The sequence below is a fragment of the Caulobacter sp. ErkDOM-C genome (genome assembly GCF_048541825.1).
Taxonomy (GTDB): Bacteria; Pseudomonadota; Alphaproteobacteria; order Caulobacterales; family Caulobacteraceae; genus Caulobacter.
In genome coordinates this window covers 23,164-39,163 of record NZ_CP183332.1, presented here as the reverse complement: position 1 = coordinate 39,163, position 16,000 = coordinate 23,164, and the positions used below count along the sequence as shown (strand labels likewise).

The 16,000-nt window shown below is 69.2% G+C and carries 19 protein-coding genes; 11 read left to right on the top strand and 8 right to left on the bottom strand.

The window, feature by feature from the left end; translation table 11 throughout:
* Nucleotides 1-133 precede the first annotated feature (133 nt).
* From dapB to ACN2C8_RS00165, 5 genes are all read left to right on the top strand, one after another.
* Nucleotides 134-907: a 4-hydroxy-tetrahydrodipicolinate reductase gene (gene dapB, locus ACN2C8_RS00185; RefSeq protein WP_419253699.1), complete on the top strand. Its 774-nt coding sequence runs from the start codon at nt 134-136 to the stop codon at nt 905-907.
* 36 nt (nt 908-943) lie between these two features.
* Nucleotides 944-4,240 (top strand): intermembrane phospholipid transport protein YdbH family protein, encoded by a 3,297-nt coding sequence (locus ACN2C8_RS00180; protein ID WP_419253697.1) that lies wholly within the window; start codon nt 944-946, stop codon nt 4,238-4,240.
* Between the two features lie 35 nt (nt 4,241-4,275).
* Entirely contained in the window at nt 4,276-4,455 is a 180-nt protein-coding gene (locus ACN2C8_RS00175) for a YnbE family lipoprotein (protein WP_419253695.1), read from the top strand.
* A 13-nt stretch (nt 4,456-4,468) separates the two neighbouring features.
* Nucleotides 4,469-4,825 carry a YdbL family protein gene (locus ACN2C8_RS00170; RefSeq protein ID WP_419253693.1) on the top strand — a complete coding sequence of 119 codons (357 nt, stop codon included), beginning with the start codon at nt 4,469-4,471 and terminating at the stop codon, nt 4,823-4,825.
* Nucleotides 4,826-4,992: 167 nt separating this feature from the next.
* Entirely contained in the window at nt 4,993-5,859 is an 867-nt protein-coding gene (locus ACN2C8_RS00165) for an EamA family transporter (protein WP_419253691.1), read from the top strand.
* A gap of 127 nt (nt 5,860-5,986) precedes the next feature.
* On the opposite strand, the gene cysQ is transcribed toward ACN2C8_RS00165, so the two are convergent.
* Nucleotides 5,987-6,784 carry a 3'(2'),5'-bisphosphate nucleotidase CysQ gene (cysQ, locus tag ACN2C8_RS00160; protein ID WP_419253689.1) on the bottom strand — a complete coding sequence of 266 codons (798 nt, stop codon included), beginning with the start codon at nt 6,782-6,784 and terminating at the stop codon, nt 5,987-5,989.
* Nucleotides 6,785-6,795: 11 nt separating this feature from the next.
* Entirely contained in the window at nt 6,796-6,984 is a 189-nt protein-coding gene (locus ACN2C8_RS00155; RefSeq protein WP_419253687.1) for a DUF3553 domain-containing protein, read from the bottom strand.
* Nucleotides 6,985-7,049: 65 nt separating this feature from the next.
* Here ACN2C8_RS00155 and chpT point away from each other — a divergent pair, with 65 nt between their 5' ends.
* The 3 genes from chpT (at nt 7,050) to ACN2C8_RS00140 (ending at nt 9,037) form a co-directional block, all read left to right on the top strand.
* Nucleotides 7,050-7,739, top strand: coding sequence for a histidine phosphotransferase ChpT (chpT, locus tag ACN2C8_RS00150; RefSeq protein ID WP_419253685.1), 690 nt, complete (start codon nt 7,050-7,052; stop codon nt 7,737-7,739).
* An 81-nt stretch (nt 7,740-7,820) separates the two neighbouring features.
* Nucleotides 7,821-8,198, top strand: coding sequence for a response regulator (locus tag ACN2C8_RS00145; protein ID WP_419253684.1), 378 nt, complete (start codon nt 7,821-7,823; stop codon nt 8,196-8,198).
* Nucleotides 8,195-9,037 (top strand): CheR family methyltransferase, encoded by an 843-nt coding sequence (locus tag ACN2C8_RS00140; protein ID WP_419253682.1) that lies wholly within the window; start codon nt 8,195-8,197, stop codon nt 9,035-9,037. Before ACN2C8_RS00145 ends, ACN2C8_RS00140 begins: the two co-directional genes overlap by 4 nt.
* A 94-nt stretch (nt 9,038-9,131) precedes the next feature.
* Here ACN2C8_RS00140 and ACN2C8_RS00135 read toward each other — a convergent pair whose 3' ends face one another.
* The 4 genes from ACN2C8_RS00135 to ACN2C8_RS00120 all read right to left on the bottom strand — a co-directional run bounded on the left by ACN2C8_RS00135 (nt 9,132) and on the right by ACN2C8_RS00120 (nt 11,834).
* Nucleotides 9,132-9,269: an entericidin A/B family lipoprotein gene (locus ACN2C8_RS00135; RefSeq protein WP_419253681.1), complete on the bottom strand. Its 138-nt coding sequence runs from the start codon at nt 9,267-9,269 to the stop codon at nt 9,132-9,134.
* 68 nt (nt 9,270-9,337) lie between these two features.
* Nucleotides 9,338-11,038 carry a sensor histidine kinase gene (locus ACN2C8_RS00130; protein WP_419253679.1) on the bottom strand — a complete coding sequence of 567 codons (1,701 nt, stop codon included), beginning with the start codon at nt 11,036-11,038 and terminating at the stop codon, nt 9,338-9,340.
* The gene (locus ACN2C8_RS00125; protein ID WP_419253678.1) at nt 11,035-11,646 is read right to left on the bottom strand and encodes a sigma-70 family RNA polymerase sigma factor; all 612 of its coding nucleotides are present in this window, start codon (nt 11,644-11,646) and stop codon (nt 11,035-11,037) included. Before ACN2C8_RS00125 ends, ACN2C8_RS00130 begins: the two co-directional genes overlap by 4 nt.
* A 2-nt stretch (nt 11,647-11,648) precedes the next feature.
* On the bottom strand, nt 11,649-11,834 hold the full coding sequence (locus tag ACN2C8_RS00120; protein WP_419255931.1) for a NepR family anti-sigma factor: 186 nt from the start codon (nt 11,832-11,834) through the stop codon (nt 11,649-11,651).
* Nucleotides 11,835-12,061: 227 nt separating this feature from the next.
* On the opposite strand from ACN2C8_RS00120, the gene ACN2C8_RS00115 reads away from it, so the two are divergent.
* Complete coding sequence (locus ACN2C8_RS00115) at nt 12,062-12,862, top strand: response regulator (RefSeq protein ID WP_419253677.1); 801 nt, start codon at nt 12,062-12,064, stop codon at nt 12,860-12,862.
* A 74-nt stretch (nt 12,863-12,936) separates the two neighbouring features.
* Here ACN2C8_RS00115 and ACN2C8_RS00110 read toward each other — a convergent pair whose 3' ends face one another.
* Together ACN2C8_RS00110 and ACN2C8_RS00105 are read right to left on the bottom strand one after the other, a co-directional pair.
* Complete coding sequence (locus ACN2C8_RS00110) at nt 12,937-13,188, bottom strand: hypothetical protein (RefSeq protein WP_419253676.1); 252 nt, start codon at nt 13,186-13,188, stop codon at nt 12,937-12,939.
* A gap of 641 nt (nt 13,189-13,829) precedes the next feature.
* Nucleotides 13,830-14,171 carry a YMGG-like glycine zipper-containing protein gene (locus ACN2C8_RS00105; protein WP_419253674.1) on the bottom strand — a complete coding sequence of 114 codons (342 nt, stop codon included), beginning with the start codon at nt 14,169-14,171 and terminating at the stop codon, nt 13,830-13,832.
* A 127-nt stretch (nt 14,172-14,298) separates the two neighbouring features.
* On the opposite strand from ACN2C8_RS00105, the gene ACN2C8_RS00100 reads away from it, so the two are divergent.
* Both ACN2C8_RS00100 and ACN2C8_RS00095 read left to right on the top strand, forming a co-directional pair.
* Nucleotides 14,299-15,153, top strand: coding sequence for a diacylglycerol/lipid kinase family protein (locus tag ACN2C8_RS00100; protein WP_419253673.1), 855 nt, complete (start codon nt 14,299-14,301; stop codon nt 15,151-15,153).
* On the top strand, nt 15,150-15,950 hold the full coding sequence (locus ACN2C8_RS00095; protein WP_419253672.1) for a metallophosphoesterase family protein: 801 nt from the start codon (nt 15,150-15,152) through the stop codon (nt 15,948-15,950). Before ACN2C8_RS00100 ends, ACN2C8_RS00095 begins: the two co-directional genes overlap by 4 nt.
* The last annotated feature ends 50 nt before the right edge of the window (nt 15,951-16,000 follow it).

Here is a 16,000-nt window from a genome sequence, read left to right as displayed (position 1 = left end):
GCGGCGTGGTGTAAAAGGACGCGCAAACGCTTGTTGGGCTTGGCGTTGCGTCAAGAAGGGGCGTCAAGCTGCAGGGGCGCGAGCGGACGATCCGAGATTGACCCGGCGCCGAAGAATGGGTGACTAGGCAGCCATGACAACGCCCGTGAAAATCGCCGTCGCCGGGGCCCTGGGCCGCATGGGTCAGGCCGTCGCCCGCACCCTGGACGGCCACGCCGCCGCCGTTCTGCACAGCCGCTTTGATCGTCCGGGCACGGAAGGTGCGGGGCTGTTTGATCGCGACATCGCCCTGGCCGGCGCCGACGCGGTGATCGACTTCACCCTGCCGGAGGCTTCGGTGCTGCTGGCGGAAGCCTGCGCGGCGAAAGGCGGCTCGGCCGTGGTCATCGGCTCCACCGGCTTTTCCTCCGAACAGATCGCACGCATCGATGCGGCGGCGACGAAGATCGCCATCGTCCGTTCGGGCAACTATTCGCTGGGCGTCAACATGCTGCTGGGCCTGGTTCGCCAGGCCGCCGCCGCCCTGCCGGCCAGCGACTGGGACATCGAGGTCTTCGAGGCCCATCACAAGCGCAAGGTCGACGCTCCCTCGGGCACCGCCCTGATGCTGGGCCAGGCCGCCGCCGACGGCCGCGCGGTGGATCTGGACGCGGTGTCGGTCCGGGCCCGCGACGGCGTCACCGGTCCGCGCGAGGAAGGCTCGATCGGCTTTTCGGTGGTGCGCGGCGGCGGCATCATCGGCGAGCACAGCGTGATCTTCGCCGGCGAAGAAGAGGTTCTGACCCTGTCGCACTCGGCCACCGACCGGGGCCTGTTCGCGCGCGGGGCCGTGGCCGCCGCTGTCTGGGCCGTGGGCAAACCGCCGGGCCTGTACGACATGCAGGACGTTCTGGGCTTTCGCCGATAGGCGTCGCGATTTAGACAGGAAACAGAGCCGGGGGGCTTGCATCCAGACCAGGACCTGATGGCCGACCCGACGCCCGATCCCGCTTCCCGCCAACGCGCCACCCGCCGGGACCGGCTGGTCGACGCCGGGCTGGAAGCCGTCTCGCTGTCGATGCTGGCCTTCATCGCCGTGGGCCTGCTGGTGCATGGCGGCCGTCGCGAGATCAGCCGCGAGCTGGCCCAGAGCTGGCTGCGCGAACGCGGCATCGACGCGGTGGTGGTGGTCGACGACCTGGACGCCAGCGGCTTTTCCGGCTCGGTGCGGCTGGGGCCCAAAAGCGACCCGATCTTCGCCGCTGACCGCATCGAGGTGGCCTATGACCTCACCACGCCCTGGATGAAAGGTTTGGGGAATGGCGGCCCCTTCGCCATCGACACCCGCGCCGTGCGGCTGGTGCGGCCCCGGATCAAGGCCAGCCTGACCGACAAGGGCGGCCTTAACTTCGGCCCTCTCCAGCCGCTGATCAACGAGGCCCTGGCCTCACCCAAGGACCGCAAGGCGACCGGCCCGGCCATTCTGGTCGAGAACGCCCGACTGGACCTGCGCACCCCCGGCGGTCTGGCGCGGATCACCGGCGACGCTAGCCTCGACGACGGCAAGCTGCTGCGCTTCGACGGCCGGATGGCCCGCATGCGCTACGCCACCGGCGCCTTGGTGGTCGAGGCGCGCGGCGCCCTGCTGTCGGCCCGCAAGCGCGGCGAGCGTCTGACCCTGGCCGCTCGCTTCGATCTGGACGCCCTGGTCCGCGAGGATCTGGAACTGGAAGACGCCCAGGGCCAGATCGACGCCGACATCGCCTATCCCGACCTGGCGAAACTGTCGGCGACCGGCCCCGTCGAAATCCGCGCCATGCTCAAGGCCGCCTCGGCCCGGACCGGCGCGATCAGCGCCACTGACGCGGCGGCCAGCCTGGCCCTGATCGGCGGGCTGGACGGGACGCTGAGCCAGGGCCGCTTCGACGGACGGATCGTCGGCCAGGCCCGGGGCCAGACCCTGCACGCCCCTGATCTCGACGCCCGCGACGTGAGCCTCGACCTCAATCTGGGCCAGGTCGCCGCCTCGCGGCTGGGCCAGACGATCGCCGTCCAGGCTCGCGGCCATGTGCAGGCCGACGCGGCCCAGACCCTGACCGGCGGCGCGGCCCTGCGCGACGCTTCGGCGCGGCTGGATCTGGCGGGGCTGATCCTGTCGACCGATCCGGCCGGCGTCGCGGTCAGCGGATCCCTGGCCGTGCAGCTGGGCGCCAACCGCCTGGCCCGTGGCGGCCTGGCCCTGACCAGCGTGGCGGCCAGCGCACAGGGACGGGTCGGCGGCCGGCTGGACAATCCCACCCTGATCCTCAGCGGCTCGGCCGGCGCCGACAGCGGTGTCTCGGATCCTGACGCCGAGCGGCTGGCCGGCGTCCTGCCCGACAGCGCCGACGCCCGCGCCGCCGCCCAGGCCCTGCAGACCTTCGACCTGCGGGCCCCGGCCTTCGACCTGACCCTGCGCGAGGGCCGCACGATCCTGGCCCTGCCCCGGCCCCTCACCCTGACCGCCGCCAACGGCGTGCGGGCCAGCATCGCCGCGCCGCGCGGGCCGCTGCTGGACGCCCTGGCCGGCCAGATGCGCGGCGGCCTGGTCGCCGAGCTGTCCGGCGGCGGCCTGCCGACCCTGCGCCTGGACGCCCCCGACTGGCGGATGGCGGGCGGCGTTCTCAATAGCCGCCTGGCCCTCACCGGCGAGGGTGTCGACTACGCCCCGCTGGAGGGCGTGGCCGGCCGCATCGAGGGCGTGGCCCAGATCGTCGGCCCGCGCTTCAATTTCGCCCTGGCCGGCTGCCAGCCCCTGACGGCGACGCGCGTCCTGATCGGCGAGACGCCGCTGAGCGCGCCCAAGGTCAGCCTCTGCCCCGGCGCGGGTCCGCTGCTGACACTGAATGACGGCGCCTGGACGGCCTCGGCCCGGTTCGGCGATCTGGCCGTCTCGCTCGACGAGGCCCAGGCCGCCGTCGAGGATGGTGGGGGAACCCTGACCGCCACGGGGTCCAGCGGGGCGATGCGCGCCGAGGTCCAGCTGGACAAGGGCCTGCTGCGCGATGGCGCGGAGACCCGCCGCTTCAACCCGATCAAGGCCACCGGACGTCTGTCTCTGTCGAACGGCCTGTGGACCGGGGCCATCGACGCCGCGACCCCGGTCGGCCAGCCGCTGGGCCGGATCACCCTGCGCCACGACGTGGCCCAGGCGCGCGGCCGGGCCGAGCTGGACGCCCGCAAACTGGCCTTCGTGAAGGACGGCCTCCAGCCCGGCGACCTGTCGCCGATGGCGTCCTGGGCCACCCAGGCCACGGGCCCGGCCAGCTTCACCGGCCTGTTCGTCTGGGACGCCGACGGCATGAAAAGCCATGGCCGGCTGGTGGCAAGCAAGATCGACTTCACCAGTCCGATCGGCTTCGTCGCCACCCTGGACGGAACCGTCGACTTCACCAGCCTGACCCCGCTGGTCAGCGCCCCCGACCAGAGCCTGAAGATCGTCCGCATCGACAGCCTTGTGCCGCTGGAAGGCCTCGCCGCCGCCTTCAGCCTGGGGGCCGACGCGCTGCACATCTCGTCGGCCGCCTTCGAGGCCGCCAAGGGCCGGATCTCGATCGAGCCCACCGACGTGCCGCTGGACCCGGAAAAGCCGATCCGCGGCGTGATCGTCGTGCAGCACCTGGACCTGGGCGAGCTGATCGCCGCCTCGTCCCTGGTCGAGAAGATCCAGCTGGACGCCGTGGTCGACGGCCGCCTGCCGTTCGAGTTCGGCCCCAGGGGTTTCCGGTTCCTGGACGGCAGGATCACCGCCATCCAGCCGGGCCGCCTGGCGATCTCGCGCGCCGCCCTCACCGGCGTTCAGGCCGGGGTGCAGGGCCAGGACAGCGACAGCCCGGGCGCGCCGGCCCCGCCCGCCTCGCCGAGCGCGCCGGTCAACGCCATCCAGGACTTCGCCTACCAGGCCATGGAGAACCTGTCGTTCACCACCCTGGAGGCGGGCGTCAACAGCACCGACCAGGGGCGGCTGGCGATCCTGTTCCACATCAAGGGCGAGCACGATCCCAAGGTCGCCGAAAAGGCCCGCGTCGGGCTTATGGACCTTTTGCGCGGCAAGGCGTTCAACAGGCGTATCCCCCTGCCGGCCAAGACGCCGGTGGACCTGACCCTCGACACCTCGCTGAACTTCGACGAGCTTCTGGCGGCTTGGCGACGCGCCTATAAGGGCGAGGATCCCTCTAGCCCTGACACTGGCCCTTCGCGTTCAGCCCCGGTTCAGCCGTGACCGATCATTCTTCAACCCGAACTGGAGACACCCGCATGAGACAGCGCGCCCTGCTGATGGGCCTGATCGCGATGGGAGCGCTCGGAGCCTGCACCCCGACGATCCGCGTCAAGGTCGACCCGATCAATATCTACGCCAAGCTGGACGCCGACGTCCGGGTGCGACTGGACAAGGAAGTCCAGACGCTGATCCAGCAAAACCCCAACCTGTTCTAGGAAAGGAACCGACATGATCCGCAAGACACTGACGGTTCTGGCCATCGGCCTGTCGCTCGCCGCCGCTGGCGCAAGCGGGGCTCTGGCCCAATCCGCCGCCGCCAAGGCCGTCGTCGACGCCGCCAAGGCCGCCGGAACCGTGGGCGAGCAGGCCGACGGCTTCCTCGGCATCGTGGCCGGCGGCGACACCGCCCTGCGCGCCTCGGTCGCCGAGATCAACACCGGCCGCGCCGCCGCCTACAAGGACATCGCCGCCAAGACCGGCGTGACCCCCGAAGCCGCCGGCCAGGCCACCGCCAAGCAGCTCTACAGCCGCCTGGCCCCCGGCCAGTACTGGAAGCCGCTGGATGGCGGCTGGATGAAGAAGTAGGCGGCGATCAAGTCCTCCCCCGATGGGGGAGGTGATCGCGAAGCGATCGGAGGGGGAAGTCGGCAGCTCATTGCGGCCTTCCCCCTCCGGCCTGCCGGCCGCCTCCCCCATCGGGGGGAGGATCTCCTGACTGGAACCGCCGCTTCAGGTTCCCTAAGAACGGCCGCATGGCTGCCCCGCTCAAATCCCTGACGCCCTATGCCGCGCTGTTTGTCGCGATCGTCACGCTGTGCGTCGGCACGTCGTTCGCCAAGCAACTGTTCCCGCTGGTCGGGGCCCAGGGCACGACGGCCTATCGCGTCGGCTTTTCGGCCCTGATCCTGCTGGCGCTCTGGCGACCCTGGCGATACCCGCTGAGCCGCGCCGACCTCACCGCCGTGGCCCTGTACGGCGCCGTGATGGGGTTGATGAACCTCTGCTTCTACATGTCGCTGCGCACCATCCCCCTGGGCCTGGCCATCGCCATCGAGTTCACCGGGCCGCTGGCCCTGGCCCTGATCCATTCGCGAAAGCTGATCCACTTTGTCTGGATCGGCCTGGCGGCGCTGGGCCTGTTGCTGCTGTTGCCGTTGAAGCCCGGCGCCGACGCCCTCGACCCGGTCGGGGTGGCCTTTGCGGCGACGGCGGCGGTGCTGTGGGCCCTGTATATCGTGCTGGGCAAGCGCACCGGCCACATGCATGCGGGCCGCACCGTGGCCCTGGGCATGAGCACGGCGGCCCTGATCGTGGCCCCGATCGGCCTGGCAACGGCCGGCGCCGCGCTCTTTCATCCCCACGTGCTGATGCTGGGCCTGGTGGTGGCGGTGCTGTCCAGCGCCATTCCCTATTCGCTGGAGATGGTGGCCCTGAAGGGCATACCCAAGCGCAGCTTCGGGGTGATGCTCAGCGCCGAGCCGGCGGTCGGGGCCCTGGCCGGACTGCTGATGCTGGGCGAGCGCCTGGCGCCGCTGCAGTGGCTGGCCATCGGCTGCATCATCGCGGCCTCGGCCGGGACGATCCTGACGACGCCGGCGGAGGTCGAGCCCGCGCCCTGAAGCCCTCTCCCCGAAGGGAGAGGTGGCGCCCGCAGGGCGACGGAGAGGGAAGTTCAGCTGAACCTCCGCGCCCTTCCCCCTCCGGTCGCTTCGCGACCCCCTCCCCCATCAGGGGGAGGACTTGAGCCTAACCGCCCCGCGCCACGAACCAGCCGTTGCGGAAGCCCTGATCGGCCTTGCCGTAGACGAAGGGCGAACCGTCCGGCGCGGTGAACTGGCCACCCGCCGCGATCAGGATCGCATGGCCCGCCGCCGTGTCCCATTCCATGGTCGGGCCATGACGCGGATAGATGTCGGCGCTGCCCTCGGCGATGCGGCACATCTTGATTGAGCTATCCATCGCCGAGCGCAGATCAAAGCCGTACTGCGCCGCAAGTTCGGCCGCGCGATCTTCCTTCAGGGTATGACTGACCAGGGCCACGGCCTCGCCCTTGGGCCAGGCGCGCACCGATGCGGGAGCCTCGGGACCACCGGGCGTCAGGCGCTTGAGCACACCGTCTGAAGTGGTGAACCAGGCCTCGCCGGTGGCCGGGGCGACGATCGCGCCGGCCACGGGGACGCCGTTCTCGATCAGGCCGATATTGACCGTGAAATTGGGATCGCCGCGCACGAAGGCCTTGGTGCCGTCAACCGGATCGACCAGGAAGAAGCGCGGGCCGATGTCCTCGGGCGCGCCAAACTCGCTGGCGTCTTCCTCGGAAACGGTCGGTACGCCGGGGAAAACCTCCGCCAGACGCTTGAGGATCAGGATCTCGCCGGCCTTGTCGGCCTCGGTCACCGGGCTGGAATCGGCCTTCTGGACCACGTCCAGCTCGGTCCGCCAGAACGGCAGGATGACCGTGGCGGCCTCCTCGCAGATCTCGGCCAGGGCGCGGCCCCAATCCGCGAGAGGCCGGGCAGCCAGAGGCAGGTCGGAAACGCTCATTCAGGATCCTCTCATGACGACCCTCTAGGGTCATCGCCGACATAGACGAGCGTCACGCGCTGGGTGTTGATCGTCTGCTTGCCGGCGTCTTCGAAATTGACGGTTACGCGATGGCCGATCACCGACTGCACCTGTCCCAGACCCCAGTCGGGCTGGTCGGGGTGGCGCACCAGGACGCCAGGTTCGAGAAACGGATCCATAACGCAGCTCTGATAAGCCGCGCGCCCGGTTTGCCAAAGCCTCAAATCACGCCAGAGTCCGCACCATGACCGACACGCCCTCGCAGCCCGCCCCGAGCCCCCCCGCCGCCCCTGCGGCAAGCGTAGACGTCAACGGGCCCGACTTCGCCGCGATGCTGGCGGCGCGCCTGTGTCACGACTTCATCAGCCCGGCCAGCGCCATCGTTTCGGGCCTGGACCTGCTGGACGATCCGTCCGCCCAGGACATGCGCGAAGACGCCATGAGCCTGATCGCCTCGTCAGCCCGCAAGCTGGCCGACCTGCTGCAGTTCTGCCGCGTGGCCTTCGGCGCGTCGGCCTCGGCCGAGGCCTTCGATTCGCGCGAGCTGGAAAAGCTGGCCCAGGGCGTCTTTGACCATGTGCGCCCCACCATGGTCTGGGCCATAGAGTCGCAGCCGATCAACAAGGCGGCGGCCCGGGCCCTGCTCAATATCGCCCAGCTGTCGGCCAGCGCCCTGCCGGCCGGTGGCGTCGCCACCCTGAAGGGCGTCACGGCCGAGGGCCGGTTCCTGATCACCGCCGATTCCCTCGGCCCCCGCGCCCGCCTGCGGCCCGAGGTGCTGGCCGGTCTGCGTGGCGAGGCCCTGACCGAAGGTCTGGGCGGACCGTGGGTGCAGGCGGCCTATCTGCACGCCCTGGTGCGCGCCGCCGGTGGTCAGGTGGCCGTTGAGGCGGGCGAGGATCGCATCAGCCTGGCCTGCTGGGTCCCCGCCTGAAACTACGCCCCGGAAAATTGACGGTTTATCCTTAAGACACACGGCTCCTTAACCTCGACGCCCGACGATGGCCGCCTGGGATTGGAGCATGCCGTGAAGACCTGTCTGGTGGTCGACGACAGCCGGGTAATCCGCAAGGTTGCCCGCCGGGTCCTCGAGGACATCGGCTTTGAGATCGCCGAGGCCGCCGATGGCATGGAGGCCCTCGCGTGGTGTCGCGCCGCCATGCCTGATGCTGTCCTGCTGGACTGGAACATGCCGGTGATGAACGGCATCGAGTTTCTGCGCCAGCTGCGCAACGAACCGGGCGGCGATGCGCCGACCGTGGTGTTCTGCACCGTCGAGAACGACGTCGATCACATCCGCGCCGCGCTCGAGGCCGGCGCCAACGAATACATCATGAAGCCGTTTGACGGCGAAATCATCGCGGCGAAGTTCGCCGAGGCGGGCCTGCTTTGACCCCCGAAGACATGGAACTGCTGGCCGCCCTGGGCCGCGCCCGCGCCGGCCTCAAGGTCGACGTCGACAAGACCTATGTTGTCGAAAGCCGCCTGGGGCCGCTGGCCCGGCGCGAGGGCTTCGACTCGATCGAGGCCCTGATCGCCGCCCTTCGCGCCAAGCGCGAGGATCGCCTGATCTGGGCGGTCGTCGAGGCCCTGACCTTCAACGAGACCAGCTTCTTCCGCGACCGCGAGGTCTTCGCTCACCTTCGCGACGATGTGCTGCCGACCCTGTCCAAGACCCGCCGCGACCAGCCGATCCGCATCTGGAGCGCCGCCTGCTCGACCGGCCAGGAGGTCTATTCCCTGGCCATGGCCACGGGCGACAGCCGCGACGTCGAGCCGGGCGCGAAATTTGAATTCTTCGGCTCCGACCTGTCGGAACGCTGCCTGGAAAAGGCCCAAAGCGGCCTCTACACCCAGTTCGAGATCCAGCGCGGCCTGCCGATCCAGCAACTGGTCAAGCATTTCGCCAATCAGGACGACACCTGGGAAATCTCGCCGCGCATCCGCCAGCTGGTGCGCTGGAAGCGGATCAACCTGCTCAGCGACCTGTCGCCGATGGGCCGGTTCGACGTGATCCTGCTGCGTCACGTCCTGGACGGCATGGAGCCTTCGCTGCACGGGCGGATCATCGAAAGCCTGGCCGCGCGCCTGGCCGACGACGGCGTTCTGGTGCTGAGCCCCGACGACCACCTGACCGGCGCCGCCGCGACGCTGTTTTCGGCCTCGGATCAGCCCGGCGTCTTCGTCCGCAGCGCAGTGGACGCCCCGGCGCAGGAAGAAGCCGCCGCCTAGACCTTGGCTGCTGCGTCACCTCGGACTGTATTGGACAAGCAAAAGCCCGCCGGTCGGTGGGACCGGCGGGCTCGCTTCAGACCCTGAGGTCTGACTACTTCTTGGCGTCCTGGGCGGTGTCGGAGACGGCTTTGCCGGCCGACGAGACGTCCTTGCCGGCGCCTTCGACGGTGTTGCAGGCGGCGACGGAAAGGCTGGCGGCGAGGGCGGCCAGGATGATCAATTTGCGCATGGTGTTCTCCGGTGTTGGGGCCCGATGGGCATGAAACCTGTTCGCTTCAGACAACGCCTCCGGCGAAGCTAGGTTCCGGCCAAGGGTGGCGCTTGCGGAGTCGGGAAAATCAGCCGCACCAGCAGGCCGCCCTGGGGGCTGGTCTCGAAGCTCACCGTGCCGCGAAGCTGGCGGGCAAAGGCGTTCATCAGGGTGCGACCGACGCCTTCGCCAGGATCCTGGTTGGCGCCCGGGCCATCGTCGCCGATCGACAGTTCGGCCTCTTCGCCGCGCACGATAAAGTTCACCGACAACAACCCGCCCCGCTCGGCAAACGCGTGCTTCTGGGCGTTGGTGATGGCCTCGACGGCGAACAGGGCGATGGGGGCCAGGCGGTCAGGATCGATGACCAGGGGGTCGGCATGGACCTCGGTGCGCACCGTCCCCGAGCTCGAGATCTCGCCGGCCAGAAGCTGGCCAGTCAGCTCTTCGAGGAACGGCCGCAGGTCAACGCGCTTGAGGTCGGGGCCCTGATAGAGGGCGCGATAGATCTGGGCCAGGGCGGTGATGCGTTGGCGGGTGTCGTGCATCGCCGCCCTGGCGGCCGGATCGGTCAGGGCGCGCTGCTGCATGTTCAGCAGCGAGGTGATGATCTGCAGATTGTTCTTCACCCGGTGATGGATCTCGCGCATCAGCGCGTCCTTCTCGGCCAGGCTGTCCATCAGCGAGGCATCGCGGGCCACGATCGCGCCGGCCATGTCGTCCAGGGTGGCGGCCAGGTCGCGGATCTCGGGCGGGGCGCGCTCGGCCTGCAGGGGCCGTACCGTGAAGCGGCCGCGGGCATAGATCGCCGCCACGCGCTGCAGATAGATGATCCAGCGGATCACCGCGCGCTCGGCAGCGTACAGCACCGCGCCCAGGGCTAGGCCAAAGGCCAGCAGCGGCAGGATCAGGCGCGAGATCGGATTGATCCAGGCCCAGGACAGCAGGCCCGGCGACGGGGCCGACAGCAGCACGAAGACGCCGCTCTCGGTCAGCGGAGCGGCGGAATAGACCCGGCTGCGGTTCTGGCGATCCTTGCCCGACCACAGCACGGCCCCGCGCGAACTGGCCACGGCGCGCCAGCCCACGGGCGGCGTGTCGAAGGCTCCCGGTTCGGTGGCGGCAAAGACCGCGCCGTGCGAGTCGGCCAGGGCGATCTCGGCGCCTTCGGGCATGAAGCGGTTGGCGGTTTCCAGGCGCAGGCTGCGCAGGGTCAGCACGGCGACCATGGCGCCGTCGAACTTGCCGTCCGGGCCCTGGGCGCGCGTGGCGGCAAGGATCGCCGGTTCGGTCGCGTAGACGGCGCCCGGGTCGCTGGCCACGACAAGGTCAGAACCGGCGGCCAATTCGCGGAACCAGACCCGTCCGGCCCGGGCGGGATCAGCCGGTGTTGTCGCCGCGGAGCACATCACTCGTCCGCGCGCGTCAAACCGGACCAGATTGGCGTAGCCCGGCAGGCGGGCTCGCACGTCGGCCAGCCGCTGGGCGCACTCAAGTCCGAGCGAACGGGGACCCAGGGTCTGCAGCAGAACGCCCGCGGATTCGATCCGCGCGCGGGCGATGGCCGCGCTGCGTCCGGCCGCCAGTTCCAGGCTCTGGCGGCGCAGGTCGGCCTCGGCGCGGAACGCGAAGATCGATTGCAGGCCGCCCAGCAGCAGGACGGGCAGCAGGGCAATGAAAAGCGCTGCCGCCAGACGGACGCGGATCGACTTGACAGCCTCCGCGCCACGGATGCTGAAAGGCCTCACCGCGAGGTGCTCAAACGCTCCGCGTCGGCCAGGATCGAACCCATCGCATCGCCCGCCGACCGGCCGTCGCGATCATAGGCGCCGGCTTCGAGGATCCCCTGCAAGGCCCGGCGAGCGCGGCTGACACGGCTTTTGACGGTGCCCACAGCGCAACCGCAGATCGCGGCGGCCTCTTCGTAGGCAAAGCCGCCGGCGCCGACCAGGATCAGGGCCTCGCGTTGTTCGGCGGGCAGCATGCCCAGGCTCATGCGCAGTTCGTCCAGCGCGACAGGGGCCTCGGGGTTGTCCACGGCCACCAGGGTCCGCTCGGCCGCCTCCTGGTCGAGCTGGCTCTGGCGCCAGGAGCGGCGCTTTTCAGAATAGAACTGGTTGCGCAAAATCATGAAGGTCCAGGCCTTCATGTTGGTGCCCAGCTGGAAGCTGGCGCGCGCGTCCCACGCCTTCATCATGGCGTCCTGCGCCAGGTCGTCAGCGGCGGTGGGATCGCCCGTCAGCGTGCGGGCAAAGGCGCGCAGGTGCGGGATCAGCGTGACAAGCTCGCGCTTGAACGCATTGTCGCGCGGCGGGTCGAACGGCGAACGGCCGACCTGTGTTTCGGTGTCCGACATGCTCATGTCTCGCCCGCCGGCTTTTCGGCCCGGCGGAGGATCTCGAGAAATTCGTCGGGCACCGGCTCGTTGACGACCTCGTCGAACATCTGGCGCAGCTTTACGCCGATGGCCTGCTGACGCAGGCGGGCTTCATCGAGCGCCGCAGCGCCTTTACGGTGGTCTTCCATGGGTACGTGTTCGATCATGTCCTCGACGCCGAAATAACGCAGCGCCCGCCCCCTTTGGCCGAATGTGTTCCTGCCAGACGACAACGCGGTTTTCCGTATCGGGTTCCAAAAGCGTGGGCCTAGAATGGCAAAATTCTGCAATCGGCGGAACCGGCTTCATAAGACGGCGTTTAACACCCTGATCGAATGGCCCAGCTTGGCCATTGAATCGCGTTTTTCACGAAGACACCGCATCGGGAGGGGTCATGAGTCTTCTAGCTCGGCTGGCGCCGCATCTGCCTTACATCCGCCGCTACGCCCGCGCCCTCACTGGCGATCAAAATACCGGCGACCACTATGTCCGGGTGGCCCTCGAGGCGCTGGCCGCCGGCGAGCGTTCCCTGGACGCAGGTCTGTCGCCCCGCGTCGCGCTCTATCGCGTTTTCCATGCGATCTGGCTGTCCACGGGCGCTCAACTTGAAGCGCGCCATGAGGACAGCGGTTCCGCCGTCGACGACGCGACGCAACGCCTGATGCGCATCGCGCCGCGCTCACGTCAGGCTTTCCTGCTCACCGCCCTGGAAGGCTTCACGCCGACCGAGGCCGCGCAGATCCTGGATTGCGCGTTCGGCGATGTCGAACGCCTGATTTCCGAGGCCCAGACCGAGATCGACGCCGAACTGGCCACCACCGTGCTCATCATCGAGGACGAACCGGTCATCGCCGCCGACATCGAGGCCCTGGTCCGCGAACTGGGCCATGAGGTCATCGACATCGCAGCCACCCGCACCGAGGCCATTGAGGCGGTGGCGCGCAGGACGCCGGGTCTCGTGCTGGCTGACATCCAGCTGGCCGACGGCTCGTCGGGCATCGATGCGGTCAAGGACATCCTGGCCCGCCTCGACGTACCGGTGATCTTCATCACCGCCTTCCCCGAGCGCCTGCTGACCGGCGAGCGTCCGGAACCGACCTTCCTGATCACCAAGCCGTTCCAGCCGGAAACGGTGAAGGCGGCGATCGGCCAGGCGCTGTTCTTTCACCCCCGGCGCACCCGCAAGGCCGCCTGATCGATCTGCCCGAAACGTCAACGGCCGCCCGAAGGGGCGGCCGTTTTCATAGGGGCGTCAGTTCAGGAAACAGATCAGCCGGCCGGCGTCTGGCGGGCCGGGCTCTGCGGGGTGTCGTAACGGGCGGCCTCGGCCGGGGTCTTGGCGCCGTTGTTGTGCTCGACAGCGGCCAGATCGTCCGCCCGGAAGCCCCAGGCCCCGAAAAGCGCGATGGCGGCCAGCACCGTCGACACAATCAGGATCCAGAAGATGTGCTGTCCCCACCGGCCCTGACGCACGCGTGTGGCGTTGAGGCGGGGGGCTTGGAAATCACTGTTGGCGGGCATGTCGCTCTCCTCGGAAAGGTTACTGGGCGGGGTCGAACGCGAGCGTCTCGAAGGGCGGGGGCCGGGCGTTGAAGGCCTGGACGACGCCAGCCGACGCAGCCATCACGGCGATCACCGTCAACGCCATGAGCCGCGTTCTGGCCGTTCTCTGACGGCGGCTCGGCGCCATGTAGAAAACCATTCCGCCGTGTTCAGCCTGGTAGCTCCGGATCATGACGCGCCCGCCTTGTTCGATTACGGCCCGCTTGGCCGTTGCCCAAACAACGTGCCCGGTGCCCCGATGTTCCCCTTCCGGCGCTCGGCGAGCATTCCGGCGCTGCGGTGGAAAATAATCGCGCCGATCCGGAACCAGAATTTGAAGATCGCGTTTTCTCTTAACGGAGGCGGCGACGCCCCCCCGACTTGAGGCTGGCGCAAGCCAGCCTGCCGCCTCCGCACCCCCCCCTTCAGAGATGACTTTCAGGCGGACCGCCTTTCTGTCGTGCGGCCGGCTTCGGCAAGAGGCCTGCGAGCATCAGTCCGGCTGCAACAGCCGCTGCGGTGGTCTTGAGGCTCATAGCGCCTCGCCTTTTCCGGAACATGCAAAGGGGCGACCGACATCTGTCGGCCGCCCCTTGGGTCTTCATCGGTGCGAGCGTTCCCTAGCGGGGACGACCGTCCTCCCAGAAGTAACGCCCGCTGCTGGAGTCGTAATAGTAATAGCGACCCGCGCGTTCGTCGTAGTACTGGCGCTTGTTGACCGTGGTCGCGCCGCAGCCGCCGTCTTCGCGACAGCCCTTGATGGCCCCGGCGGTGCCGCCGACGGCCGCACCGATCGCGGCGCCCGTACTGGCGCTGCCGCTCCCGACATTGTTGCCGATCACAGCCCCGGCGAGCGCGCCCAGAGCCGCGCCGCCGGCCGCGTTGCGTTCAACATTGCCGGTCGAGGTGCAGGCCGTGGCCAGCAAACCGACGCCCAGAAGGGCGATCATCGTCTTGTTCATCGTGGCTTTCCCATCGCGCTGTTCTGGTCAGGCTAACGGGCGGCGCTATCCAAGGTTCCGCCGCCGGGCTCGGGAACCCTCGACAAGCTTGGCCGTTAGCCCGTGTGTCAATCAAGCGGAGCAGCCCGTGCGGCGCGTAGAGATCATCGCCAATATCGCTTCCGGATCCGTCGGCCCCGATGCGCCGGCGATCGCCGAACGGATCCTGGCCGAACACGGCGTCGCGGGAACCGTGCACACGCCGGGCGCCGACCTGTCGGCCTGCCTGCGCAGCGTCATCGATTCCGACCCGGACGCGGTGTTCATCATCGCCGGCGACGGCACGGCGCGGGCCGCCGCCGAGATGTCGGGTCCCGACGGCCCGCCCATCGCGCCCCTGCCCGGCGGCACCATGAACATGCTGCCCCACGCCTTCTATGGCGAGCGGTCCTGGCCCGAGGCCATGGAGGCCTGCCTCAGGGAGGGCGCGCCGCGCATGGTGTCCGGTGGCGAGGTGGCGGGACGCCAGTTCTTCGTGGCCGCGATCCTGGGCAGTCCGGCCCTCTGGGCTGACGCGCGCGAAGCCGCTCGGGCCGGCAAGATGCGCCTGACCCTGCAGCGCGCCCACCGCGCGTTTCGACAGGCCTTTTCCGGCCGGCTGCGCTTTACGCTGGATGGCCGCCCCAAACAGAAGACCCAGGCCCTGACCCTGATGTGTCCCCTGGTCTCCACCGTTCTGGACGAGGACGAGCGGGCGCTCGAGGCGGCGGCGCTGGACCCGTCCAACGCCATGGAGGTTTTCCGCCTGGGGGTCAGCGCGCTGAGCGGAACCTGGCGCGACGATCCCTCGGTCAGTATGGGCCGCTGCCGAGTGGGCCGGGTCTGGGCCGGGGGCCGGATTCCGGCCATTCTGGACGGCGAGCCGATGCGTCTGGAGCCCGAGGTCCACATCCGCTTTCGCCCCAAGGCCTTCCGCGCCTTCGCCCTGCCCGAGCCGCCATGACCATCAAGATCATCCAGGTCTCGGACATCCATTTCGGCGGCGAGAACCCGGCGGCCACCGAGGCGGCGCTGGCCCGGTTTCATCTGGAGACGCCCGACCTGCTGGTGGCGGCCGGCGACCTGACCCGTGATGGCGCGATCGCCGAGTTCGACGCGGCCCGGGCCTGGATGGATCTCGCGCCCACGCCCCTGTTCACCACGCCGGGCAATCACGACACCCCCTATGTGGGTCCCGGCGAGCTGATCGAGCGGTTCATCGCCCCCTGGCGACGCTATGAGGCGCGCTTTGGTCCGGCTGACGGCGGCGTCTGGCGGGCGCCGGGCGTCTCGGTGTTTGGCGTCAATACGGCCCGCCGAGCGCAGCTGCGCTGGAACTGGTCGAAGGGCGCGATCTCGAACGGCCAGATCCAGCGCCTGGAAGGCCAGCTGGCCGCCGCCGCGCCGGCAGACGCCCGGATCGTGGTCTGCCATCACCCGCTGATGGAGCTGACCGGCGAGCCGATGACCAGCGAAGTGCATGGCGGAACCCGCGCCGCCCGCAGCCTGTCGACGGCGGGCGCTGATCTGGTGCTGTCAGGCCATATCCACACACCCTTCGTGGCGCCCTACCCGTTCGGCGACGGCAAGACGCGGGCGGTGGTGTCGGGCACGCTGTCGGTGCGCGAGCGTGGCGTTCCGCCCAGCTTCAACATCATCGAGATCGACCCCACCGAGATCCGCGTCACGGCCATGGCGTTCGAGCGGGTCGCGTTCGTCGTGTGGCGCACCTGGGCTTTCGACCGGCGGCCCCTGGCCTGAAACGCAAAACGGCGCGGCTTTCGCCGCGCCGTCTGAACGTCGTAACCCGA